Annotated in this window: 22 protein-coding genes; 21 read left to right on the top strand and 1 reads right to left on the bottom strand. The window is 36.9% G+C overall.

Annotated elements, in window-relative coordinates; genetic code table 11:
- Window positions 1-8 precede the first annotated feature (8 nt).
- The 5 genes from ACK1I8_RS17005 to ACK1I8_RS16985 all read left to right on the top strand — a co-directional run bounded on the left by ACK1I8_RS17005 (window position 9) and on the right by ACK1I8_RS16985 (window position 5100).
- Window positions 9-998 carry a glycosyltransferase family protein gene (locus tag ACK1I8_RS17005; RefSeq protein WP_412466484.1) on the top strand — a complete coding sequence of 330 codons (990 nt, stop codon included), beginning with the start codon at window positions 9-11 and terminating at the stop codon, window positions 996-998.
- 374 nt (window positions 999-1372) lie between these two features.
- Window positions 1373-2353, top strand: coding sequence for a DUF6427 family protein (locus tag ACK1I8_RS17000; protein WP_412466483.1), 981 nt, complete (start codon window positions 1373-1375; stop codon window positions 2351-2353).
- A gap of 152 nt (window positions 2354-2505) precedes the next feature.
- On the top strand, window positions 2506-3240 hold the full coding sequence (locus ACK1I8_RS16995; protein WP_412466482.1) for a type III pantothenate kinase: 735 nt from the start codon (window positions 2506-2508) through the stop codon (window positions 3238-3240).
- Complete coding sequence (locus ACK1I8_RS16990; protein WP_412466481.1) at window positions 3221-4534, top strand: OmpP1/FadL family transporter; 1314 nt, start codon at window positions 3221-3223, stop codon at window positions 4532-4534. Before ACK1I8_RS16995 ends, ACK1I8_RS16990 begins: the two co-directional genes overlap by 20 nt.
- A complete protein-coding gene (locus ACK1I8_RS16985; RefSeq protein ID WP_412466480.1) occupies window positions 4534-5100 on the top strand; it encodes a hypothetical protein in 567 nt (188 codons plus the stop codon). The genes ACK1I8_RS16990 and ACK1I8_RS16985 overlap by 1 nt, the downstream gene beginning before the upstream one ends.
- A 29-nt stretch (window positions 5101-5129) precedes the next feature.
- Here ACK1I8_RS16985 and ACK1I8_RS16980 read toward each other — a convergent pair whose 3' ends face one another.
- Window positions 5130-5444: a hypothetical protein gene (locus ACK1I8_RS16980; protein ID WP_412466479.1), complete on the bottom strand. Its 315-nt coding sequence runs from the start codon at window positions 5442-5444 to the stop codon at window positions 5130-5132.
- Window positions 5445-5777: 333 nt separating this feature from the next.
- On the opposite strand from ACK1I8_RS16980, the gene ACK1I8_RS16975 reads away from it, so the two are divergent.
- The 16 genes from ACK1I8_RS16975 (at window position 5778) to ACK1I8_RS16900 (ending at window position 24713) form a co-directional block, all read left to right on the top strand.
- Window positions 5778-7862, top strand: a complete 2085-nt coding sequence (locus ACK1I8_RS16975; protein WP_412466478.1) for a SurA N-terminal domain-containing protein — start codon at window positions 5778-5780, stop codon at window positions 7860-7862.
- 66 nt (window positions 7863-7928) lie between these two features.
- The gene (locus ACK1I8_RS16970; protein ID WP_412466477.1) at window positions 7929-8444 is read left to right on the top strand and encodes a DUF2480 family protein; all 516 of its coding nucleotides are present in this window, start codon (window positions 7929-7931) and stop codon (window positions 8442-8444) included.
- Window positions 8445-8725: 281 nt separating this feature from the next.
- Window positions 8726-9499 carry a DUF3108 domain-containing protein gene (locus tag ACK1I8_RS16965; protein WP_412469388.1) on the top strand — a complete coding sequence of 258 codons (774 nt, stop codon included), beginning with the start codon at window positions 8726-8728 and terminating at the stop codon, window positions 9497-9499.
- A gap of 2 nt (window positions 9500-9501) precedes the next feature.
- On the top strand, window positions 9502-10065 hold the full coding sequence (locus tag ACK1I8_RS16960; RefSeq protein ID WP_412469387.1) for a DUF3109 family protein: 564 nt from the start codon (window positions 9502-9504) through the stop codon (window positions 10063-10065).
- 212 nt (window positions 10066-10277) lie between these two features.
- Window positions 10278-11330 (top strand): dTDP-glucose 4,6-dehydratase, encoded by a 1053-nt coding sequence (gene rfbB, locus ACK1I8_RS16955; RefSeq protein WP_412466476.1) that lies wholly within the window; start codon window positions 10278-10280, stop codon window positions 11328-11330.
- Window positions 11330-11878 carry a dTDP-4-dehydrorhamnose 3,5-epimerase gene (gene rfbC / locus ACK1I8_RS16950; RefSeq protein ID WP_412466475.1) on the top strand — a complete coding sequence of 183 codons (549 nt, stop codon included), beginning with the start codon at window positions 11330-11332 and terminating at the stop codon, window positions 11876-11878. Before rfbB ends, rfbC begins: the two co-directional genes overlap by 1 nt.
- On the top strand, window positions 11875-12732 hold the full coding sequence (gene rfbD / locus ACK1I8_RS16945) for a dTDP-4-dehydrorhamnose reductase (RefSeq protein ID WP_412466474.1): 858 nt from the start codon (window positions 11875-11877) through the stop codon (window positions 12730-12732). Before rfbC ends, rfbD begins: the two co-directional genes overlap by 4 nt.
- Before the next feature lie 73 nt (window positions 12733-12805).
- On the top strand, window positions 12806-13666 hold the full coding sequence (gene rfbA, locus ACK1I8_RS16940) for a glucose-1-phosphate thymidylyltransferase RfbA (protein WP_412466473.1): 861 nt from the start codon (window positions 12806-12808) through the stop codon (window positions 13664-13666).
- Between the two features lie 428 nt (window positions 13667-14094).
- Window positions 14095-15378 carry a nucleotide sugar dehydrogenase gene (locus ACK1I8_RS16935; protein WP_412466472.1) on the top strand — a complete coding sequence of 428 codons (1284 nt, stop codon included), beginning with the start codon at window positions 14095-14097 and terminating at the stop codon, window positions 15376-15378.
- 493 nt (window positions 15379-15871) lie between these two features.
- Window positions 15872-16615: a tyrosine-protein phosphatase gene (locus ACK1I8_RS16930; protein WP_412466471.1), complete on the top strand. Its 744-nt coding sequence runs from the start codon at window positions 15872-15874 to the stop codon at window positions 16613-16615.
- 156 nt (window positions 16616-16771) lie between these two features.
- The gene (locus ACK1I8_RS16925) at window positions 16772-17581 is read left to right on the top strand and encodes a polysaccharide biosynthesis/export family protein (RefSeq protein WP_412466470.1); all 810 of its coding nucleotides are present in this window, start codon (window positions 16772-16774) and stop codon (window positions 17579-17581) included.
- Between the two features lie 17 nt (window positions 17582-17598).
- Window positions 17599-19959: a GumC family protein gene (locus ACK1I8_RS16920; RefSeq protein WP_412466469.1), complete on the top strand. Its 2361-nt coding sequence runs from the start codon at window positions 17599-17601 to the stop codon at window positions 19957-19959.
- 5 nt (window positions 19960-19964) lie between these two features.
- Entirely contained in the window at window positions 19965-21092 is a 1128-nt protein-coding gene (gene gmd / locus ACK1I8_RS16915; protein ID WP_412466468.1) for a GDP-mannose 4,6-dehydratase, read from the top strand.
- Window positions 21092-22039, top strand: coding sequence for a GDP-L-fucose synthase (gene fcl / locus ACK1I8_RS16910; RefSeq protein ID WP_412466467.1), 948 nt, complete (start codon window positions 21092-21094; stop codon window positions 22037-22039). The genes gmd and fcl overlap by 1 nt, the downstream gene beginning before the upstream one ends.
- Window positions 22040-22044: 5 nt before the next feature.
- Window positions 22045-23271: a protoporphyrinogen/coproporphyrinogen oxidase gene (locus tag ACK1I8_RS16905; protein ID WP_412466466.1), complete on the top strand. Its 1227-nt coding sequence runs from the start codon at window positions 22045-22047 to the stop codon at window positions 23269-23271.
- Window positions 23272-23279: 8 nt separating this feature from the next.
- Window positions 23280-24713, top strand: coding sequence for a flippase (locus ACK1I8_RS16900; RefSeq protein ID WP_412466465.1), 1434 nt, complete (start codon window positions 23280-23282; stop codon window positions 24711-24713).
- The last annotated feature ends 4 nt before the right edge of the window (window positions 24714-24717 follow it).

Below are 24717 nucleotides of genomic sequence, written 5' to 3'. Positions count from 1 at the left end.
GGCCATAAATGAAGATACTTTACGCAATACAGGGAACGGGTAACGGTCATATCAGCAGAGCAAGGGAGATTATTCCTTTACTTCAGAAATATGGCGAACTGGATATTTTGGTAAGCGGTACGCAGGCCGATGTAAAATTGAGTCAGCCCGTAAAGTACCAGTTACATGGTTTCAGTTTCATTTTTGGCAAAAAAGGTGGCGTAGACCATTATAAAACATGGTTGAATATGAACCTTTTCCGCTTCAGGAAAGATATGAAGCAACTGCCCCTTAAAGACTACAATTTAATCGTAAACGATTTTGAACCTGTGAGTGCATGGGCCTGTAAATTGCAGGGCATAGAATGTGTATCATTAAGCCATCAGGCTGCATTTAAATCAAAAAAAGTACCCCGTCCCAGAACTTTAGATTGGGGCAAGCTTATCCTGAGCCGTTATGCACCTACCAAATATCACATTGGTTTCCATTTCGACCGTTACGATAGCTTTATCCATACACCGGTAATCAGGGCAGAAATCCGGAACCTGAAAAATGAAAATTTAGGGCATTATACGGTCTATCTTCCCGCCGTTGACGATAAACGCCTGGTAAAGCTTTTTACACAACTCCCTGAAGTTACCTGGCAGGTTTTTTCGAAACACAGCAAAGTTGCTTATCAGGAGCGAAACGTTTTTGTAGAGCCCGTTAATAACGAGAAATTTAATAAAAGCCTCGCTACCTGCGAAGGTTTATTTACAGGTGGTGGTTTTGAAGGCCCGGCAGAGGCACTTTATTTAAAGAAAAAACTGTTGGTTGCTCCCATGCGTTTCCAGTTTGAGCAACAGTGTAATGCTTATGCTTTAAAACAGTTTGGCCTGCCCGTAATTTGGGGAAGTACCCGTAACTGGTTGCCGATTGTGAAAAAATGGGTAGAAAATCCTCAAACACATGAGTTTGATTTTCCGGACGAAACCGCTCAGATTATTGATGATATGGTGAGGAAGTACGCGAGGGTTTAGTTGATAGTCCTAAGTCTGGAGTTCTGAGTCTGTAGTCCAAAGTCGACAGTCCTGTTATGCGGGTTCCGTCATCCTGCGCGTAGTTGAAGGATTTGGGGATAAAGCGGATGGCAGGACTACCGGAGCCGAAACGAACGAGAACCTGCTTTTCAAAAAACAAAAGAATCTTTTTTATCATTTTTGCTTTTTACCTATCAATCAGCCTTCGACTCCGCTCAGACTGACAATTCTATAATTATCTGACGATAAATTCTCCCTTTAATGCTTTCCTCTTTAAGCTTTGGTCTTTTACCTTTCCGCTTTAGCTTATCTGCTTTCATCTTTCTGTCCTACTATAAAATTATTTTCTTTACTTTGTCTACTCTTTAAAAAGCATGATTAATCAGTTTAGAAAACTAAATCCAGTTAACCTCGTATTTTTGCTGGCGTACACGTTCTTTTTACGTATTGCCATTTTTCAGGAAACGCATGATCAGCTGAACTTTGATTTTCTGGAACCCTTTGCCCGATTGCTGATTAACATTGATTTAGATCATACCTTTACTCCATATACCAATATTTTTATTGCAGCACTTTTGGTTTATGTACAGGCTTTAATTTTCAACCGGGTGGTAAACAACCACAATTTATTGACGAAACCCAGTTTCCTGCCAGGACTGATGTTTATTACCGGAACAAGTTTGTTTATGCCTTTTATGATCCTGAGTCCGGCATTGTTATGCAACTTTTTATTAATATGGATCATTGATAAGTTTTTAAAACTGGGCAAAAGTGCGAATTCCATTACCACTATTTTTGATATCGGGATGATTATTGGGGTTGGAACGTTAATCTATTTTCCCTTTATGGCCATGTTGATCATGATCTTTTTAGCACTGTTGCTTTTTAGATCATTTAACTGGCGCGAGTGGGTGGCAGGTTTAATCGGCTTTATTACAGTGTTCTTTTTTTTGGCGGTATTTTATTACTGGAATGACAATTTAAGCTCATTTTATCAGATTTGGAGGCCACTGGCCAATAAGTTCCCTTCTGTGTTTAAAATCAATTATAATGATTATCTGGTACTCATTCCGGTAACGGTAATCATGATATTGGCCTCGCTACAACTCCGGGAAAATTTCTTCAGGAGTTTTATCAGTACAAGAAAAAGTTTTCAGCTGTTGTTTTTCATGTTTATAATTGCTGCCGCCAGCTTTTATCTTAAGCCAGATTTCAGGACCTGGCATTTTTTGCTATGTGTGCCTCCTGGATCGGTGTTGTTGGCCTACTATTTTAGCAATGCCAAAAAACGTTGGTTTTATGAAACATTGTTTGTTTTATTTGTGCTTTCTATACAGTATTTCCTTTTTGTTTAACCTTTTTTAACAAATAACTAGAACGAAACTTAACAAAGATTAATAGCTTTGTGGATGATTAGCGTTAAAGCTTATTAGTTTTAATTAAGATGGATAAAAAATGGGCTCATTGGAATTTCTAAGAACATATTATCTGCGGCGGGAGATTTTAAATGCGTAGTTTAAGCATCGATATTGGAAATTCTGCGGTTAAAATTGGTGTTTTTGAAAATAAAGAAATTGTTCACCATCAGCGTTTCAATAAGATTGGAATATTGGATCTGGCTCAATTGATCGAGAAGTTTTCGCCAGCTAAATCTATCATTAGTAGTGTTAACCAGGAAATCGGGCCATTAGAAGTATTTTTAAAAAAGCATACCGAATATATCCGTTTTTCAACCTTATTAACAAATGGCGTACAAAACAGATATAAAACGCCAGCTACTTTGGGTTTAGATAGATGGGCTGCTATATTGGGCGCAAATGGTTTATATTCAACAAATGCAAGTTTAGTGGTTGATGCAGGAACCTGTATTACTTACGACGTTTTGAGTAGCTCCAGGGAATATTTTGGAGGAAGTATAAGTCCGGGTATTAAAATGCGTTTTAAGTCGGTGCACGAATTTACAGGTCGTTTACCGTTGGTAGACTGGGACGAAAGTGAGGATATACCGGAAGGGGCCGACACTTTATCGGCTATTAAAAACGGTGTTTTACAAGGTATAATAAATGAAATTGAAGGCTTTATTGCCCTAAATAATAAAAAAGAAAGTGCTCTGAAGGTAATTATAACAGGAGGAGATGCTAATTTTTTGTATAAACAATTACAAAACAGCATCTTTGCGCCTCAAATTATAAAAGATCCTTACTTAGTATTAAAAGGATTAAATGAAGCTATTGCAGATTAAAATGTACAAAAGAATAAATTATATTGCAGCCATACTCGTTCTAGTTTGTGGTTTAAATGCTCAGGCACAGGTTACCACTTCATCACCATATTCAAGATATGGACTTGGGAATATAAAAGGATCGTTATTGCCCCAGTTTAGGGCAATGGGCGGAATTTCCACTGCGGTAAGCAAAGTTACCGGCTTTAATAACATCAATATGCAGAATCCGGCATCATATGCGGGTATTTCGTTAACTACTATTGATATTGGTATGAGTGCAAGTGTGACTAACCTTACGCGGAACAACTTAAGCGAATCAAGTTTTAACTCTACTTTCAGTCATCTGGCTTTTGCATCTCCTGTTACCAGAAGATCGGCATTGAGCTTTGGCATTTTGCCATATTCCGATCTGGGTTATAATTACAGAAATACGGTGAAAGTTGATACCACCACCTTAAATCAGCTCTATGAGGGAGAAGGTGGTTTATCAAAAGCTTATTTGGGTTATGGTTATCGTTTTGGCGACCATTTAAGGATTGGTGGTAATCTCGAATATATTTTTGGAAACCTTCAAACTACCCGCGCTACAGAATTTAATAGTGTAGGTTCTTATAATGCAAAATTGCAGACCAAAAACAGTGTTGCCGGATTAAGTTATTCTTACGGTATCCAGTACGATTTTACATTAGGGAAGAAAACGATTGTTACCCTGGGTTACTCCGGAAGTACTTCAGGAAAAGTGAATTCAACATTAACTTCTTATGCTACACTCTACACCAGGGATCAGGATGGGAATGAAAGTACTGCAGCAGATACCCTGAATACAGTGAACAATGGAAAATCTAATCTTACTTTACCCCTAACACATAATTTTGGGATCGCTATCCAACAGAATGATAAATGGTTGATTGGTGCTGATTTTAGAATGGGTAAATGGTCTAAAACCAGTATCAACGATGTAAATCAGGGTTTGCAGGATAGCTGGGGAGCATCTTTAGGTGGCCAGTGGACGCCAGATGCATTTTCTTATAACAGTTATATGAAACGGATCGATTACCGTATTGGTTTTAATTACGATAAAACTTATATTAAAATCGGTAATCAGGATATTAAACAAATGGGTGCATCTTTAGGTTTTGGCTTCCCATTGCCTACCGCTAATGGTGGTACCGCATTTTATAAAATTAATTTTACAACAGAATTTGGACAAAGGGGAACAATAAACAATAACCTTGTTAAAGAGCAGTATATTAATTTCCACTTAGGTTTTACTTTGAACGATACCTGGTTCCGTAAGTACCGCGTAGATTAATGAAATTGAAAGCATTTTTATATGGTCTGTTTTTGGGATTGCCTTTTTTTCTGGCTTCCTGTGGAGACGACGATCTAAAAAAAGCTGATGCAGTTTCGATCAATAAGACCATCCTTTCCCGCGACCGAACTTTAGGTGTGGATATTATTTACAGCGATTCTGCAAGGGTCAAAGCCAAAGGTTTTGCCCCTATACTAGATAAGGTTACGCCCGCTAATGGTAGCACTTATCAGGAAATGATCAAAGGGGTTAACATTGATTTTTATAATCCTAATGGTACCATTGATGGAAACTTGGTATGCGATTATGCCATTAGGAAGGATAATGAACTCAAAACCGAATTCCGGAAGAATGTAGTGGTGAAGAACAGTAAAGGCGATACGTTTTCTTCTCAGGAACTGATCTGGGATGAATCGAAGAAAATATTTTATTCGAATCAGATGGTTGATATTTTATCTGTAAATGGTGACTTCACTAGGGCGAAGGATTTTAAAGCCCCCCAAGATTTCAGTACCTACGAAATGGGTCAGGGTAGTGGGGAAATTAATTCTAGGGGTAATCTATAATTACCCCTAGAATTAATTTTCGTTTATAATTAAACTGGGGTTGGTAGTGCCCATGGAGCTGAACCGCAGCTATCACAGCACCAGCGTCCGCCATTTGAAACCGCTCGCTGGGCATCAGCAGATGAAACACCAGAGATTACAGTTCCGCTGGTTCCGTGTACCATTGAGCTGTAAGGAGCGCCATTTGATCCCCCCCAATTCATTCCGCCTAAATTCGTTCCTCCTGATGGAGTATTAGGTAAAAATACTTGACATGTACCAGCACCCATTACTTTTTTTAGTTGCTCACGTGTTAGCACTTCGCCTTTATTAAAGGCATTTGATTTTAAGGTTAATTTTCTCATCTTAAAAGCTTTAAGTTTAAATATATAGTTTCCAAATTAGTCATATAAGTCGATATAAACAAATTTTTTATAGCCATATTATCTAATGTTAAATAGTTTAGCTCGGGATTATTCAAGGAATTAATCTAACAGTAAAAAAATAGTAAATATCCCTTTAAGTATATTATCTAAAGTTGATCAGAATTCATTAAAAATATGATGCCCACCCAAAGCTTCTTCTTTATCCCCTTAATAATTAGGTGCTTGATAAATAAAATTTTGTGTTTTCTTTTTTAAGGCAAATTTGTATCTTGCGCCCTCTTAAAAAAGAACTAAATAAATTATAAATACAATATGGGATTAATGACATTTTTGCGCAACCGTGCAGGCTATATTCTGGTCTTTGCAATCGGTTTTGCAATTGTTGCATTTTTAGTAGGTGATGCAATTAACGTGGGTAAGCCTTTTTGGTCTGCAAATCAAAAGGTTGTAGGAACTATAGATGGTAACGACATCAACATCGATGAGTTCGGGCCAAGGGTTGATCAGGGTGTAAACCAGATGAAACAACAATATGGTGGCAGTGCCAATGCACAGATGACGGCTATGGCTGTTGACCAGGCGTGGAATGCAGAATTAGCAAAAGTTTTGTTAACCAAAGAGTATGATCGTTTAGGTTTAACCATATCAGAAGACGAAATGTTAGATTTGTTACAAGGTCAAAACCCGAGCCCGTTGATCAAGCAATATTTTTCTAATCCGCAAACCGGACAGTTAGACCGTGCTACCCTGATGAACTTTTTGAAATCAAAAGATCCTCAGGCTTTGCAACAATCTAATATGTTACAGGAGGAGATTAAAAACCAGGCATTACAAACCAAATACTCCAACTTAATCCGTAACTCGGTTTATGTAACTTCATTAGAAGCTACAGATGAATATAACAACCGTAACAAACTGGCTAATTTCAAATATGTGAGTTTAGATTATGCTTCTGTTCCAGATAAATCGGTTAAATTAACAGATGCTGATTTTTCGGAATATTATGATCAGAACAAAGCGCGTTTCAACAATCCGCAGGAAACCCGTACTTTTGAGTATGTAACTTTCAGTATCAGCCCGAACAAAGCAGATTCATTGGCCATCAAAGCTCAGGTAGATAAAATTGCTGCTGATTTCCAGGTAGCTAAAAACGATTCACTTTTCGCAGCGATCAATTCAGACGTAAAAGTTCCTTTCACTTATATCACAAAAGGTAAATTGGATCCGGCTGTTGACTCGGCAGTTTTTGCTTTACCTGCAGGTAGTTTCTACGGGCCCAAATTAAGCGGTAACTCGTATAAAATTGTAAAAGTGGTGGCTACCCGTATGTCTCCTGATTCGGTAAAAGCAAGCCATATCTTAATCGATCCGGCTAAAGTTGGCGGAGAAGAAAAAGCACTTAAATTAGCTGATTCATTAAAAGGATTAATTTTAAAAGGTGGCAATTTTGCCGAACTGGCTAAAAACTACAGTGTAGATGGTTCGAAAGATAAAGGTGGCGAGTTGGGTACCTTTGCGCGTGGTGCAATGGTTCCTGAATTTGAAAATGCTGCTTTCGACGGTAAAGCCGGAGATATTAAAGTAGTAAAATCTCAATTTGGCGTTCATGTAATCAAAATCGAAAAACAGATCGGTTCATCTAAAGTAGCTAAATTAGCCTATGTAGAAAAAGCATTGGCAGCGAGTAGCAAAACAAAGGCAGCTGCCTACAAAGCGGCGAGCAGTTTCTTAACGGATGTAAAAGGTAAAGATTTCGGTAAATTTGCAGTCCAAAAAGGTTTAAAAGTAGGCGTAGCTGATAAAGTTACCGCAACACAAGGATTTGCTGCAGGTTTAGATAATCCGCGTAAACTGATCCAGGATGCTTACGCAGCAGATAAAGGTGATGTTTTACCCGAAATCTATACTATGAGCAATGCTTATGTGGTAGCACGTTTAACCAACATTAGTCCGAAAGGCATTTTACCGTTAGCCGATGTGAAGAAAGAAATCGAACCAATGGTACTTAACGCGGTTAAAGCAAAACAATTAAAGGAAAAATTAGCCAATGCAGGTAAAGGAAGTATTGATCAGGTTGCGGCTAAAGTTGCCCGTCCGGTTAATCCGGTTCAGAATGTGGTATTTGCTAATCCTGTAATTCCAGGTGTAGCACAGGAAAATGCCCTGGTAGGTAGTGTATTCGGTTCACAGCCAGGTAAATTGTCTGCTCCTGTTCAGGGCGAGCGGGGTGTATATGTATTCACTGTTGATGGATTTACAAACCCTGCGCCAATTGCAAATATGTTTAAACAAAAAGAAAGCATGTTGTTAAGTTTGGGTCAGCGTTCTTTAGGCGCAGCTTTTCAGGCTTTACAGGACAATGCCAAGATAAAAGACAATCGTGTGAAATTCTATTAATCAGAAAATACGTAATTTTGTAACCGTTCCGATGATCAATCGGGACGGTTTTTTTTATTTAAGGTCATGGAAATTCAGGAAAACATCATCAATAAAGTAGCCAATAGTGGTTTAATTACCCTAAACCTTGAAGATTTTTATCATAAAGGCGAAAGGGTTGTTTATGATATTGCAGATAATCTCTTTCACGGTTTAATGCTAAGGGAAAAAGATTTCCGGGCGTTTATAAAGGATCACGATTGGGCACAATATCAGGATAAGAATGTAGCCATTACCTGCTCTGCAGATGCCATTGTGCCCACCTGGGCCTACATGCTATTAGCGAATAAGTTAAAGCCCTATGCAAACGAAGTTGTATTTGGCGATTTAAATACATTAGAAGCTGTATTATTTACCAAAGCATTGGCTAAAATCAATCCTCAGGATTATGCAAACGAACGTGTGGTGGTAAAAGGATGCGGCGATATCGAGGTGCCGGTTGCGGCATATGTAGAAGTTACTAATCTGCTAACTCCCGTAGTAAAAAGTATTATGTTTGGTGAGCCATGCTCTACTGTACCTGTTTATAAAAGAAAAGATTAAATGTTAAGCTCCTAGCCTTAAGCGATCGTCATGCTGAATTTATTTCAGCATCTTCTATTCAAAATAGGCCCTGAAATGAATTCAGGGTGACGACTCTAAGCTTAAGTATCAGAAGTGTGCTTCAAACGGGATATTATTAATCGATCTCTTGTTCGTAAGCATGAATATAAGAAAGATTAAATTTTGGTTGGCTTTTTGTATATCTTCATAGAGGGAAAATTTAACCATATGATTAAAAAAAGGTTTTTCCCTCGTAACACACACAAATGAGTACAAAAGCAATGAAAAAATTATTGATAACGGTTACAGCTGGTCTGTGTAGTTTCCTATCAGTGGCTCAGCAGCTCCCTTTGAAAAAAGAGCCTGTATTTCAGGAAGGTGAAGTATTACAATATAAATTGAGGTATGGGTTTATTACCGCGGCAGAAGCTACGATTAAAGTAACCAATTCTGATTTAAAGTTTGATAATAAACCGACTTATAAACTTACGGTTGATGCTCAGACTTCGGGGACGTTTGATATTTTTTATAAAATAAGGGATCATTACGATTCCTACATTGATAGAACTGATCTTTTACCTTATTTCTATCAGGAGAATATCCGTGAAGCCAGTTATAAACGACAGGATAAGGCTCGTTTTAATCAGGATGGAAAGAAAGTTGTTTCGAATAGAGGTACCTTTACCACACCTACCAACCAGACCTTTGATCTGGTTTCGGCTTATTATTTCGCCCGGAGCCTGGATATGAGCAAAATCAAAGTTGGGGATAAATTTAAGCTGAATTATTTCCTGGGCGATGAAATTTCAGCGCTTGAGGTAGAGTATATCGGTAAGGAAACAGTGAAGAGTAAATTAGGCAATATCCGCTGTTTGAAATTTAGCCCGTCTATTAAACCTGGACGTATCTTTAAAAAAGATAGCCGGTTATACCTTTGGGTAACTGATGATGGGAACCGGGTACCCGTGAAGGCACAGGTTGAAATATTGGTAGGCGCAGTTACAATGGAATTAAAGTCGGCCGATGGGCTGAAATATGCTTTAGCAAAAGAATAATGATGATAGAAGTTGAACAGGTGCTGGTGCACGAAGATGTATTAAAGGAAAATTTTGTTTGCAATTTAAGCAAATGCAAGGGGATCTGCTGTGTAGAAGGCGATTCAGGTGCACCGTTGGATCATGACGAAAAAGCTGTTTTGGAAGAGATTTATCCAAAAATAAAACACCTGTTAAACGAGAAGGGCATTAAAGCGATTGAGGAACAAGGCGTTTGCGTAGTGGATGAAGATGGCGATTTGACCACGCCTTGTGTTGATAAAAATAAAGAATGCGCTTATGTGCTGTTCGAGGGTGGCATTACCAAATGTGCGATAGAAAAAGCTTATGAGCAAGGTATTGTAGATTGGCAGAAGCCGATTTCCTGCCACTTATACCCTATCCGTATCACCAAATATCCGGAATTTGAAGTGCTGAATTACGACCGCTGGCATATCTGCCATGATGCCTGTACCTTTGGCCGCGAACTTAAGGTTCCGGTATACAGTTTTTTAAAAGGACCGCTGATCCGAAAATATGGAGAAGAGTGGTATAAGGAATTGGAAAGTTCGGTGGCGGCGATGTAGTTTTACGGCTATGCAGTCATTTGCTACATCTATAATTTGGATATGCTGATCTATTGCATGAGTGAGATCATCTATCTATTAAGCTCTTTAGGTTAAAAAGACGGATCAATTAATGTCAGTCAATTTTGTCTAGTTTAGTGCTTATGTTAGAATTAAGTTGTTTTTTGGCTAAATCTAACCTATTTTAGCCGACTGAAATTCATTTGATAACTGTGAAAAAAATCTTAATCACTGGTGGTGCGGGCTTTATTGGCTCTCACGTTGTTCGCCGTTTTGTTAATAATTATCCTCAATATGAGATTGTCAATTTAGATAAACTGACCTATGCAGGTAATCTGGCTAACTTAACTGATATCGAAAATAAGCCAAATTACAGATTTGTAAAAGAAGATATTACCGATGCTACGGTAATGTTTGAGCTGTTTAAAGCAGAAAATTTCGACGCGGTGATTCACCTTGCCGCAGAAAGCCATGTAGATCGTTCTATTTCAGATCCAACCGCTTTTGTAATGACCAATGTAATTGGTACGGTAAACTTATTAAATGCCGCCCGCGAATCCTGGAAAGGTGATTATGACAAAAAACGTTTTTATCATGTAAGTACCGATGAGGTTTATGGCGCTTTAGGTGAAGAAGGCATGTTCACCGAAACTACTGCTTACGATCCGCATAGCCCATATTCAGCATCAAAAGCAAGCTCTGATCATTTTGTGCGTGCTTATCACGATACTTATGGTATGGATTGCGTCATTTCCAATTGCTCAAATAACTATGGTTCGCATCATTTCCCCGAGAAGCTGATTCCCTTAGCCATTAACAATATTAAAAACAACAAACCTGTACCCGTTTATGGTAAAGGCGAAAATGTACGCGACTGGTTATGGGTTGAAGACCACGCCAGAGCAATTGACGTGATTTTCCATAATGCTAAAACAGGTGATACCTATAATATAGGTGGCCATAACGAATGGAAAAATATCGATCTGATCAATCTGCTTTGTACCATCATGGATCAGAAACTGGGTCGGGAAGCAGGTGAATCAGCCAAATTGATTACTTATGTAACCGACCGTGCCGGCCACGACTTACGTTATGCCATTGATTCTACCAAATTGCAAAAGGAATTGGATTGGGTACCAAGTTTGCAATTTGAAGAAGGTTTAGCGAAAACGGTTGATTGGTACTTGCAAAATGAAGACTGGTTAAATAATGTTACTTCAGGTAACTATCAATCTTATTACGAGCAACAGTACAGCAATAAATAATGGAGATTACAGAAACAGGGATAAAAGACTGCCTGATTTTAAAACCCAGGGTTTTTGATGACGCAAGGGGTTATTTTTTCGAAAGCTTCAACCAGCAGACTTTCGAAGATAAAACCGGCCTTTCCGGAGCCTTCGTACAGGATAACCAATCCTACTCCTCCTATGGCGTAATCCGTGGTTTACACGCGCAAACCGGCGCTTTCGCACAGGCGAAACTGGTGCGGGTAACCAAGGGAGAAGTGTTGGATGTAGCAGTTGATGTGCGTCCCGGTTCTCCAACTTACGGGCAGCATGTGGCGGTACGTTTAAGCGCCGAAAATAAATTGCAATTGTATATCCCACGTGGATTTGTACACGGTTTTTCGGTATTAAGCGAAACGGTAGAGTTCCTTTACAAATGCGATAATTTTTATAACAAAGCATCGGAGACAGGGGTGATCTATAATGACACTGACCTGAATATCGACTGGCTCATTCCAGTCGGAATGGAATCAATTTCGGAAAAAGACATGCTTTTAAAACCCTTCGCAGAATTGCAACATATATGAGTAAAATATTAGTAATCGGTGCTGGCGGACAATTAGGCCAGTGTTTAAAAACAGTTGCAGAACGAAGAGGGATTACAGAAATTGTTTTTCCGGCAGAGCAGGATGCCAACATTTTAAATGCAGCAGGTTTAAATGATCTTTTAGCCAAAGAAAAACCCGCATATGTAATTAATTGCGCAGCCTATACGGCTGTTGATAAAGCCGAAGATGAGACAGATCTTTCAAAAGCCATTAATGAAACCGGAGCTGCTTATCTGGCTTCCGCTTGTTTAGCCAATGGTGTTACGCTTTTGCATGTATCAACGGATTTCGTTTTTGAAGGAAATGTGGTGAAATTGCTTAAAGAAGAAGATGAAGCCAAACCAATCAATGTTTATGGGTTAACTAAGTTAGGAGGTGAAAAAGCAGTTACTTCAGTATTACCCGCTCATTTCATTATCCGCACCAGCTGGTTGTATTCAGAATATGCCAACAACTTTGTAAAAACGATGTTAAAGCTTGGTGCCGAACGAGATGAGCTGAATATCATAGCCGATCAGGTAGGCACCCCTACTTACGCTATAGATTTAGCTAACGCTATTTTTGATATCATTGCCTCTTCATCCACAGCTTATGGCGTATATCATTACAGTAACGAAGGCGTAACCTCATGGTTCGATTTTGCCAAAGCCATTTTTGATATTAGTGAGACAAGAGTGAAGGTAAATCCTATTCCGGGTTCTGCCTATCCCACTAAAGCTACGAGGCCGGCATTTTCGGTAATGGATAAATCGAAGATAAAAAGTACGTTTAATATCAAAATCCCTTACTGGAGAGACAGTTTGGTAGCGTGTATAAAACAAATTAAAATATAATAATAGGCATCATTATTTCATTTAGGTCTGTAATGACCAATGAACCAATGACCAATGAACGAATGACAAAAATATGAAAGGTATAATCTTAGCCGGTGGCAGCGGTACCCGTTTGCATCCTTTAACCCTTGCCTGTAGCAAACAAATGATGCCAGTGTATGATAAACCGATGATCTATTATCCGCTATCTACCCTGATGTTGGCTGGGATAAAGGAAATTTTGATCATCTCTACCCCGCACGATCTTCCTAATTTTGAGAAATTATTGGGTGACGGCGCGTCGCTGGGCTGTAAATTCAGTTATGCCGTACAGGCGGAACCGAACGGACTTGCTCAGGCCTTTGTCATTGGTGCCGATTTCATCGGAAAAGATAAAGTAGCCTTAGTATTGGGCGATAATATTTTTTACGGAGATGGGATGTCCAGATTATTACAGGAAAGTGCCAATCCAGAGGGGGGAGTCGTATTCGCCTACCAGGTGGCTGATCCGGAGCGTTATGGTGTAGTTGAGTTTGATGAAAACAAAAAAGCCATTTCCATCGAAGAAAAGCCACTAAACCCAAAATCAGATTATGCTGTACCCGGTTTATACTTTTACGACAATGAAGTAGTCGAAATTGCCAAGAATATTAAACCTTCACCCCGAGGTGAATATGAAATTACCGATGTAAATCGTGTGTATCTGGAACGTGGTAAATTAAAAGTAGGTGTATTAAGCCGTGGTACGGCCTGGTTAGATACCGGAACCTTTGCTTCTTTGATGCAAGCTGGTGAATTTGTGCGTATCATAGAAGAGCGTCAGGGCCTAAAAATAGGTTGTATCGAAGAAATTGCCTATCGCATGGGTTTTATCGATGCGGAAGAGCTTAAAGCTATTGCTACTCCATTGGTTAAAAGTGGTTATGGCAGTTACCTATTGAAACAGATTAAGTAAAAAATTTTATTTCAATTAATATCTTAAACTGATAAATCACTATTCAATGCTCCTGTCTTGAATGGTGATTTTTTTTAGTGCATTATGCCCTTCGGTTAATTTTAATTCTCCTCTACGTATCGTCATTTCGAGCGGAGTGCAACGTAGTCGAGAAATCTTTGTCGAGGTAGATCTCTCCCCGCCTGTACGGACAGGCACTTCGCTGTGCTTCGGTCGAGATGACGAGTTTTCGTGTGGAATCTGTCAATGGTAGCCAGCGAAGGATCCATAAATACACATGCAATCTTAACATATAAGAATTTAAGTTCATTTAAGCATTACGCTCCATCCAACGCCGTGTTCTTCGTGCCTTCTCTTTGTGTTAGCTGTGGTTAAAAGAATTAAGCTTTATTGATTTATCTTATATTTGCCCAATTACCGAAAGAAAAATGATTACAAAAAAGCAAATTGGGATTATAGGTTTAGGTTACGTTGGGCTTCCCTTGGCTATCGAATTTGCAAAAAAATATAAAGTAGTTGGTTTCGATACGAATGAAAATCGTGTCGAAGAACTAAAACGAATAGAAGACCGCACTCATGAAGCAAATTTAGATGACCTTAAATTGGTCTGTTCTTCAAAGGATCGGGGAAATGGATTAACTTTGAGTGCTAAGCTGTCTGATCTGGCAATATGTACAATATATATTGTAACTGTTCCTACGCCCATTGATCATCTTAAGCGGCCAGATCTGGAACCTTTACTGGCAGCCAGTAAAATGTTAGGCACGGTGTTGAAACCAGGTGATATGGTGATTTACGAATCTACTGTTTACCCTGGCTGCACCGAGGAGGATTGTGTACCCGTTTTGGAGGAGCATTCTGGCTTGAAATACAATGTAGATTTTTTCTGTGGCTATTCACCGGAGCGGATCAATCCGGGAGATAAAATCAATACGCTGACCAAAATTAAAAAAGTCACCTCAGGTTCTACACCTGCCATTGCGGCCGAGATCGATCAACTTTACGCTTCCATTATTACGGCTGGCACGCATCTGGCACCAAGTATTAAAGTGGCTGAAGCCTCCAAAGCGATAGAAAATGCACAACGGGATGTCAACATTTCCTTCGTCAATGAACTCGCCTTAATTTTTGATCGAATGGAAATCGATACGGCTGATGTATTGGCAGCTGCAGCTACCAAATGGAATTTCTTAAATTACAGACCCGGCTTAGTGGGCGGTCATTGCATTGGAGTTGATCCTTATTATTTGGCCCATAAATCAGAAGCTTTGGGGTACAAACCTGAAGTAATTCTGTCTGGCAGAAGAGTAAATGATAATATGGGCATGTTTGTGGCCAATAAGGTGATTAAGATGATGGTGGCCAGAGATAAAGTAATTAATGGTTCCAGAGCCCTTATATTGGGCATCGCCTTTAAAGAAAACTGCCCTGATACCCGGAATACAAGGGTAATCGATATCTATAAAGAACTTAAATCTTTCAGTATGCAGGTAGATGTGTATGATCCTTGGGCCAACCCAACTGACGTGAAGGCTGAATATCATATCCAGATGCTGGAAAATAACAATTTCAAACATTATGACGTAGTTATTTTAGCCGTAGCTCATCATCAGTTTCTGGAAATTGATTACCAACGATTCAGGGAACAGGGTACTATTATTTTCGATACAAAGTCATTTATCAACAGGCATCTGGCTGATGCAAGGTTATAATATCGCTATTTAATATTATAATTTGCTTACCCATCCTTTACCCTTTGTTTACCCTTTCCAGGCACCACGTTAACCCCATAGTTACCCCTGGCTTACCTATTCTTTACCTGTTTATTACCTAAAAGGTAAAGGAACAGTAAAGAGAGGTCGAATAAAAATTAGTGAATACGGTAACAATGGGCCAGGAAGGTATGAGGTTCATCGGTAGGATGATGGTGAGAATCAAAATAATTTGGAAACTTTGGCAATTATAGATTAAATCATAATTAGTAAGTCTTGCTCTTATATAGTTACGAGTTGTTTTTTCGACACTATTTCTACTTTTTGTCTGTTTTACTCTACTGCTTATTGATAATTCAAATGAATTAGGCTAGATTTACCTCATCTAAATAGACTTTTTTGCAGAGTAATTCGTTTAATGGGTGTCGTCGAATGAATTGTAGTGATTTGTAAACTTTTGATCAAGCAACTGATTTAATATTACCTTATAATAATGTTTAACTTTTTTAATAAAAAAAATAAAATTACTGATATTTCCTGGCTTGGGGTAGACATACATTCGCATATTTTGCCGGGTATTGATGATGGTTCTCAAGATCTGGCTACTTCTTTGCGTTTTGTTAAATCATTACAAGAACTGGGTTTTGATCAACTAATTGCTACACCCCACATCTACCAAGAGTTGTATCCAAACACAAGCGAAACGATCTTTAGGGCAAAAAATTTACTACAAAAAGAAATGGATAAAGCCAATATTTCTTTGAAATTGAGCGCTGGTGCAGAATATATGGTGGATCAGGATTTTAAGATGGATGGGGCATTATGCACCTTAGATCATAAACATTTGTTAATAGAAATGTCTTATTTAAATGAAAGCCCAGGAATTAGTCAAACCATTTTTGATTTAGAAATTAAAGGATATAAGCCGATTCTAGCCCATCCTGAACGCTATACTTTTTACTTTAAGGATAGAAGCCGACTAATAAGGTTTAAAGAAAAAGGCTGTCTCTTACAATTAAATTTATTGTCCATATTGGGCTATTATGGCAAAGAGGTTAAGCAATTGGCCGAAATTTTGATAAAAGAAAAGATGTATGATTTAGCTGCAACGGACTTACACCATGATAAACATCTGAACACGTTAATGGAAGCGGTTCACTCAGGTAGGATTTATGACCTAATTGGCAGTTATGAATTTAAAAATCAGCAAATATTTTCTTCTGTTTTGCTTAACTAATTTCCAACTGAAGATATCTTATAATGAGGATTATAAGTTACTAATTCTAAATTAACAGAGGATTATCCTTTGTTAGGATTTTCTTGTTTTACAATTAAATGATTAAGTTTGCCACCGGTTTGAAATGATTATAACGTTTTGAACGGATATATACCTATGAGTAATAAGAATAATGTAATAAAAGGGCTGAAATATTTAATATTCTCTTTAGTGGTAGCCCTTAATGTATCCTGTGTGAGCAATAAGAAGATAGCATATTTTCAGGATATCCAATCTATTAAACAAGCTAAATTAGACAGTGCGGCCGTTTTTACTGAACCAGTAATTCAGTCTGATGACATTTTAAGTATAAATATTTTTACGCTTAATCCGCAAAGTGGAGCGATAGTGAATCAAGCGGCCAATAATACTGTTTTAGGTGGAGGTGCCAACACAGCAGTTGCAGCTCAGCAGGTTTCAGGTTTTTTAGTTGATAGAAATGGTGATGTAGAGCTTTCTCTAATAGGAAAAGTTAAGGTAGCTGGTTTAACAACTTATCAAGCACGTGAATTAATTAGAGAAAAAGCTGCTGCTGTTTACAAAGAACCGAATGTTCAATTAAGATTTGCGAATTTCAAGGTGAGTGTTCTTGGTGAGGTTAATTCACCTTCTACATATACTTTACCAAATGAAAAAGTAAGCATATTGGATGCACTCAGTTTGGCCGGGGATCTAACGATTTATGGCAAACGAGATAATGTATTAATCGTCCGCGATAATAATGGAAAAAAAGAGTTTGTTAGACTGGATCTAAATTCCAGTAGAATATTTAATAGCCCATTCTATTACTTAAAGCAAAATGACGTTGTATATGTAGAACCTAATAAAAGAAAGGTATCTGCCTCAAATTCTGCTCAAATTCAAACTATTGGCGTAATCGCCTCTGTTGTTTCAGTAATTGTGCTAGCCATTTCTAATTTTAAATAGATCCTGTATAAATTGTAATGAATAATCTAACCGAAAGCAATGTGGTTTCCCGTGTAGAAGAAGACGATAGCATCAATATTAAAGAGATAATAAACAAATTACTAAATAAGTGGCCTTGGTTTGTTATCAGTATTTTTGTGTGTTTATTTATCGCCTTTATTTATGGCAAATATACAGCTCCAACCTATCAGATTAGAGCTAAGCTTATCGTTAACGACGATGAAAAGGGGGGTAATCTAGGTAAACAAGCTAGTTCTTTAATGGATTTAGGAGGGCTTATGGGATCAAAAAATTCTGTTGATAATGAAGCCGAAATTTTAAAAACTCGTTTTTTAATGGAACAGGTTGTTAGGGATATGCAATTAAACGTTGTTTATTCAAAAAAAACTGAGTTTTTTATTCGTGAACTTTATAGATCTCCTATTAGCCTAGTTTTCATTAAAAGTGTTGATACAATTAATGCTACGAATTTTAAGGTAATAAAACTTGCTGCGAATAAACTAAAAATTAACAGCCATGACTTTGAAAAAACAGTCGCATTTGGTGAAAAATTTAATGTTCCAGGAGTAGGGATAATCCAACTAGTAGAAAATTCCGGTGCTAAAATGGATGAAAGTGAATACTTTATAAAAGTTAGCTCTATTGATGCTCGGGTTGCATCACTTATGAAACAGCTTAGTGTTACAGTAAGTAACAAACAAGTCAGCATTATCGACCTCGGTTTATCTTATCCTGTGCCGGCGAAGGGAGAGGATATTTTGAATACACTCATTAATAGATATACCCAATCTAATCTAAGTGATAAAAATGCGGTAGCTGATAGTACTTACCGTTTTATCAAGGAACGTCTTAATGTTATTGCCTCAGAATTAGGTGATGTTGAAAATAATGTGGAAAGCTTTAAACAAAGGAACCAGTTGGCAGACATGAGTGAACAGGGTAAACTTCTCGTGCAGAATACTGGCGAATTTAGTTCTGATCTAGCAAAAGCTGAGACTCAGGTAAGCGTGCTTAATGATCTTGAGAAATATCTGACTGATGACAGTAACGTAAAGCGGGTTTTTCCGTCAGCACTAATACCAACTGATATGGTTTTCTCTAATTTAATGAGCCAATATAATGCGCTGTTAATTGAAAGAGAGAAACAGCTTTTAAGTGTAACTGAAGAAAGTCCATTCATTCAAAATATCGATACTCAAATAAAGGGATTGAAAAGTGATATACTTTCAAATGTTCAAAGTAGTAAAAATTCAGCAATACTGACTAGAAATAGGCTTAAAAGTCAATTGTTAAAGGCAGAGGGTAAAATTTCGGGAGTTCCCGAAATTGAAAAAAATTATCTTAAACTAGCTAGAAATCAACAAATCAAACAAGAGTTATATATCTTCCTAATGCAGAAGGCGGAAGAAACAAATATTTCAAAAACAGCTAATATTTCAATCGCAAAAACCATTGATCCGCCAAAATCAGAACTACTTCCAATTGCCCCTAAAAAAAATGTAGTTTATACCATTGGATTAATTATTGGCATTCTACTTCCTATAATATTAGTTTTTAGTCAAGCATTATTAAATACTACTGTTACAACTAAGGATGAAATTGGTGGATTTACGCAAGTACCAGTAATTGGCGAAATAAGTCATAACGAAAGTGATGACAATTTAATTGTAGCAAATCAGGGAAGATCGGCCATATCAGAGCAATTTAGGGCATTAAGGACCAATCTTTCATTCTATTTAAAGAATAATAATGAAAAGGTTATTCTGCTTACATCTAGTATGAGTGGAGAGGGTAAATCATTTACGGCAATAAATCTTGGTAATATTCTTGCGCTAGCAGGTAAAAAGGTATTGTTAATGGAGTTTGATCTTAGAAAACCTGGTCTTTCTGCAAAATTGGGCATTGATAACTCGGTTGGCTTTAGTAATTATACAATTAGCCCTGAAATCAAAGTTACTGACATTGTAAAGCCATTAGCGATAAATAAGAATATGTTCATCGTATCCTCTGGTCCATTACCGCCAAACCCTGCTGAAACATTATTAAGTGAACATACACCTGGGCTGATCGAAGAATTAAAAACTCAATTTGATTATATTATCATGGATGCCCCACCTATCGGAATTATAACTGATGCACAATTGCTATCAATATACGCCGATGTAACACTTTACCTAGTACGTCAAAAGGTTACGCAAAAGGATCAACTTAACATAGTTGAAGAATTGTTTACAAGCGGTAAAATGAAAAACTTAGGTATAGTTGTGAATGATATCGATACCAAACTTTATGGCTATGGCTATGGCTATGGTACCTATGGAGAAACTAAAAAGCCTAATTCATTAACAAAGCTTAAAAATATATTTAAAAATTCGTAGAAAAAATGAAAGTTGCACTAATTACGGGTATAACAGGACAAGATGGAACATATCTAGCGGAACTTTTGCTAGATAAAGGTTATATGGTTCATGGAATTAAAAGAAGAAGTTCTTTGTTTAATACAGATCGTATTGATCATCTTTACCAAGATCCGCATGATGATAATGTTAGGTTTAAACTACATTATGGAGATTTGACCGATTCAACGAATTTAATCAGACTTGTTCAAGAAATCCAGCCAGATGAAATTTATAATTTGGGTGCAATGAGTCATGTAAAAGTGTCTTTTGATTCACCTGAATATGTTGCTAATGTAGATGGAATCGGAACCTTACGGATATTGGAGGCCGTGAGGATTTTAGGCTTAGAAAAAAAAACTAAAGTTTATCAGGCATCTACCTCTGAATTATATGGCGGTATGCCAGAAAACAAAAATGATAAGGGATTTTATGATGAAAATTCACCTTTTTATCCACGTTCCCCATATGGTGTAGCCAAAATTTATGGATTTTGGATTACTAAGAACTATCGCGAAGCTTATAATATGTTTGCTTGTAATGGAATATTATTTAATCATGAAAGTCCATTAAGGGGTGAGACTTTTGTAACTCGTAAAATCACACGTGCGGTTGCTAAAATAGCTCAAGGTCTACAGAAAAAATTATTTTTAGGTAATCTGGATGCAGAACGTGACTGGGGCCATGCTAAGGACTATGTTGAGGCCATGTGGAGAATATTACAGCAAGATGTTGCAGAAGATTATGTAATTGCTACTGGAATAACTACGAGAGTTCGTGAATTTGTGCTTTTGGCCTTTGCTGAAGTTGGGATAACAATTGATTTTATTGGAGAAGGCATTGAAGAAAAAGGTATTGTTTCTGCATGTTCAAATCCTGCATTTCAAGTTGAGCTTGGAACAGAGGTTGTAGGGGTTGATCCGGCATATTTCCGCCCTACGGAGGTGGATTTATTGATTGGAGACCCTACCAAATCCAAAACTAAATTAGGATGGGAACCTAAATATGATTTGGCTGCTTTAGTAAAAGAAATGGTGGCGGCTGACGTGGATCATTTCAGGAAAGAATCACTATTGAAATCTCATGGTTATACCATTAAAAATCAATACGAATAATGTCTAAATTGTATTTTCAAGATAAAAATGCAAAGGTCTATATTGCAGGACATCGAGGAATGGTTGGCTCGGCAATATTTAGAAAGTTACAGAAAGAAGGTTTTACAAATCTTGTTTTCCGTACTTCAGCAGAACTTGATTTAAGAGACCAACGCGCTGTAAAGAATTTTTTTGAAGATGAGCGGCCTGACTATGTTTTTTTAGCTGCTGCTAAAGTAGGCGGCATTGTTGCTAATAATACTTATCGAGGAGATTTTATTTATGAAAATCTCATGATTCAGAGTAACATTATCGAGTCATCAAGAAGTGTTGATGTGAAAAAATTGATGTTTTTAGGCTCATCATGTATCTATCCAAAAATGGCTCCTCAGCCTCTCAAAGAAGAGTATTTGTTAACAGGTGAATTGGAGCCCACCAATGAACCTTATGCGATTGCGAAGATCGCAGGAATTAAGATGTGTGATGCCTATCGCCAGCAATACGGCTGTAACTACATATCTGTGATGCCCACGAATCTTTATGGCTTGAACGATAATTATCATCCGCAGAATTCACATGTGTTACCAGCCTTAATCAGAAGGTTTGATGAAGCTAAAACTAACAATCTATCATCTGTTAGCATATGGGGTAGTGGCTCTCCAAAAAGAGAGTTTTTGTATGCTGATGATCTTGCAGATGCATGTATTCATTTAATGAGGAATTATAATGATGCTGGTTTAGTAAATATAGGCTGTGGTGAAGATTTAAGTATTAAAGAGTTGGCTTCTGTCATTAAGGATATCGTAGGCTTTAATGGCGAAATTAATTTTGATACCAGTAAACCAGATGGTACACCAAGAAAGCTAATGGATGTTTCTAAATTAACTAATCTTGGATGGACTTATGCAACCACTTTAGAAGAAGGGCTAAGATTGGCCTATGAAGATTTTAAAAACAAAAACAATTAACTAAAATGAAAATTGGGATATTAGGAGCTGGTATTTCCGGCCTGAGTATTGGAAGGATGTTATCTAAGCAACATGATGTTGAATTACTTGAAAGGCATTCAATACATGGCGGAATTGCGAGAACGAAAACTGTCGAAGGTGTTGCATATCATCCTGTAGGTGGACATTGCTTTAACTCTAAATATTCTGATGTAATGGACTTTGTTTTTAATGAAGTTTTGCCCAAAGACAGCTGGCATCAGGTTCAGCGTAATGCCGTAATAAAATTAAAGGGAGAAGAGGTTTCTTATCCTATAGAATACGCAATACAACAGATTCATAACTTTGCGCCAGAGCTAGCAATTGATATTACTAAAGATTTTTTGAGCGCAGAGGACGATAATGTGTATGAAAATTTGGAAGATTGGTTTAGAAAAAAATTCGGTAATACATTAGCGGAAACGTACTTTATCCCTTATAACTCCAAAATTTGGAATAGGCCTCCGAGTGAAATGAGCCCTGCTTGGGTAGATGGGAAATTGCCTATCCCTAATAAGGAATCATTTTTTAAGGGTTTAATTAGTAATGAGAGTGACAAAATGCCACATGCAAGTTTTTACTACCCAGATACTAATAATCAAAATACTTTTATAGACAAGTTAGCAGAGGGTCTAACAATTTTAACAGATTTTACGGTACATACAATAGAAAAGAAAGCAAATAAATGGCTTGTAAACGGGGAGAAAGAATACGATTTAGTGATAAGTACACTCCCTTTAAACATATTACCACATTTAATAAAGGGTACTCCTCATGAAGTTTTAAATGCAGCAGATAAATTACGTTATAATAAAGTAACTACTATGTTCTGGGAAACTGAAGAGACAAATAGAACCTGGACTTATATACCTGAATCGTATAATTTTTTTCATAGATATATTCATATTGGAAGTTTCTTCAAGCCAAAGAAAAATTACTCAATGTCAGAGGTTGTGGGAGAGAAGACCAGGGAAGAGATGATAGATAATGGTAAAAAAGATAGTTTTTTGAAAAGACCTATTGATTATAATGTTTCAGAACATGCCTATGTTGTTTTTGATGAAAATTATGATTCAGCGACAACTACTGTTAAAAAATATCTTCAAGATATTGGCCTTCATACCCTTGGTAGATTTGGTGAATGGCAGTATTACAATATGGATGTTTGCATTAAAAGCAGTTTAGACCTGGCACAAAAAATAAATTTGGCCTAAATGATAAAATGAGTTTAAAAAAGAACGTAATAAGTAATTTTATACTTACTTCATCAACAATATTATTTCCTCTAATTACGTTTCCATATGTAACAAGGGTTCTTTCAAGTAATGGTTTAGGCAGTATATTCTTTATTGATGCATTTTCGCAATATTTCATAATTTTGTCTTCTTTAGGTATACCCTTTTATGGGGTTAGAGAAATTGCAAAACATAAACATGATGTAAAAAGAAATTCTGATCTAGTTGTAGAGCTTGTAATATTACAATTTTTCTTGGCGCTTACTTGTTGCTGTATTTTTTTTGCCCTACATTTTTTTATTCCAAAATTGGGCTCTCAAATTAGTTTAATACAGATTGCATGTTTATCAATCTTGTCAAATTCATTTTTGATCGAGTGGTACTATCAAGGAATAGAAAATTTCAGTTATATAACCAAAAGATCATTAATAATCAAAAGCCTTAGCGTAATAGCAATATTGGTACTGGTTAAACAGCAAGACGATTATATTCTCTATTTTTTAATTCTTTCATTGCTAGTATTTTCAAATTCATTTCTTAATTTTTACAATTTTTATAAACATTTCTATAAAGGATGGCCTGAGAAATTAAATTTGTCAATTCATCTTAAACCACTATTAGTGCTATTCAGTATAAATGTTTCTATAAGCGTATATACTGTTTTAGATACAGTTATTTTAGGTTTTTTTACAACACCAGTGGCGGTTAGTTTTTATAATGTACCCTTAAAATTAGTAAAGATGTTTTGGTTACTGATCGCTGGTATAGGAACAGTATTAATTCCAAGGATGTCAGTGTTACATGCAAATAAAAACAATGAAGCGATCAAGGATTTAATGGCGAAGTCAATTAATGTAATATTCTTAATCGCTTTACCTTTTTCTTTTTTTTGTGTTGTTTTCCCTACAGAAATTTTAACTATAATTTCAGGAAAAAAATATTTGCCAGCTATCAATGTATTACGAATTCTATCCTTAATTCCTCTAATCATCGGGTTATGCAATGTTTTTGGAACACAATATCTATTACCTATTGGGCAAGAGAGAAAAATACTACACGCCACTATTTTAGGACTTGTTGTAAGTCTTACGGCTAACTTCATATTAATTCCGATTTACAGTTTTACAGGGGCAGCAATTTCTTGTTTATTAGCAGAACTAACCGTTTGCATATACATCTATATCTGGGCAAGAAAGAATATAGCTATAACTTTTGACTATAAACTATTGTCTCTAATTGTTTTATCTTTACTACCAAGTTTTTTATTGACTCTTGGCCTCAAGAACTACTTATCATCTCTATCAATGATGACTTTATCAATTTTTGTATATATAATTAGTTTTATATTATTCCAGTTACTATTGTTTAGAAATAAGTTTGTTGAGGAAATAGTATCTAATATTTTGAAGTTTAAAAAGTAAATTA

This window comes from Pedobacter sp. KLB.chiD (assembly GCF_047040275.1).
Classification (GTDB): domain Bacteria; phylum Bacteroidota; class Bacteroidia; order Sphingobacteriales; family Sphingobacteriaceae; genus Pedobacter.
This window is presented reverse-complemented; position numbering and strand designations above follow the sequence as displayed.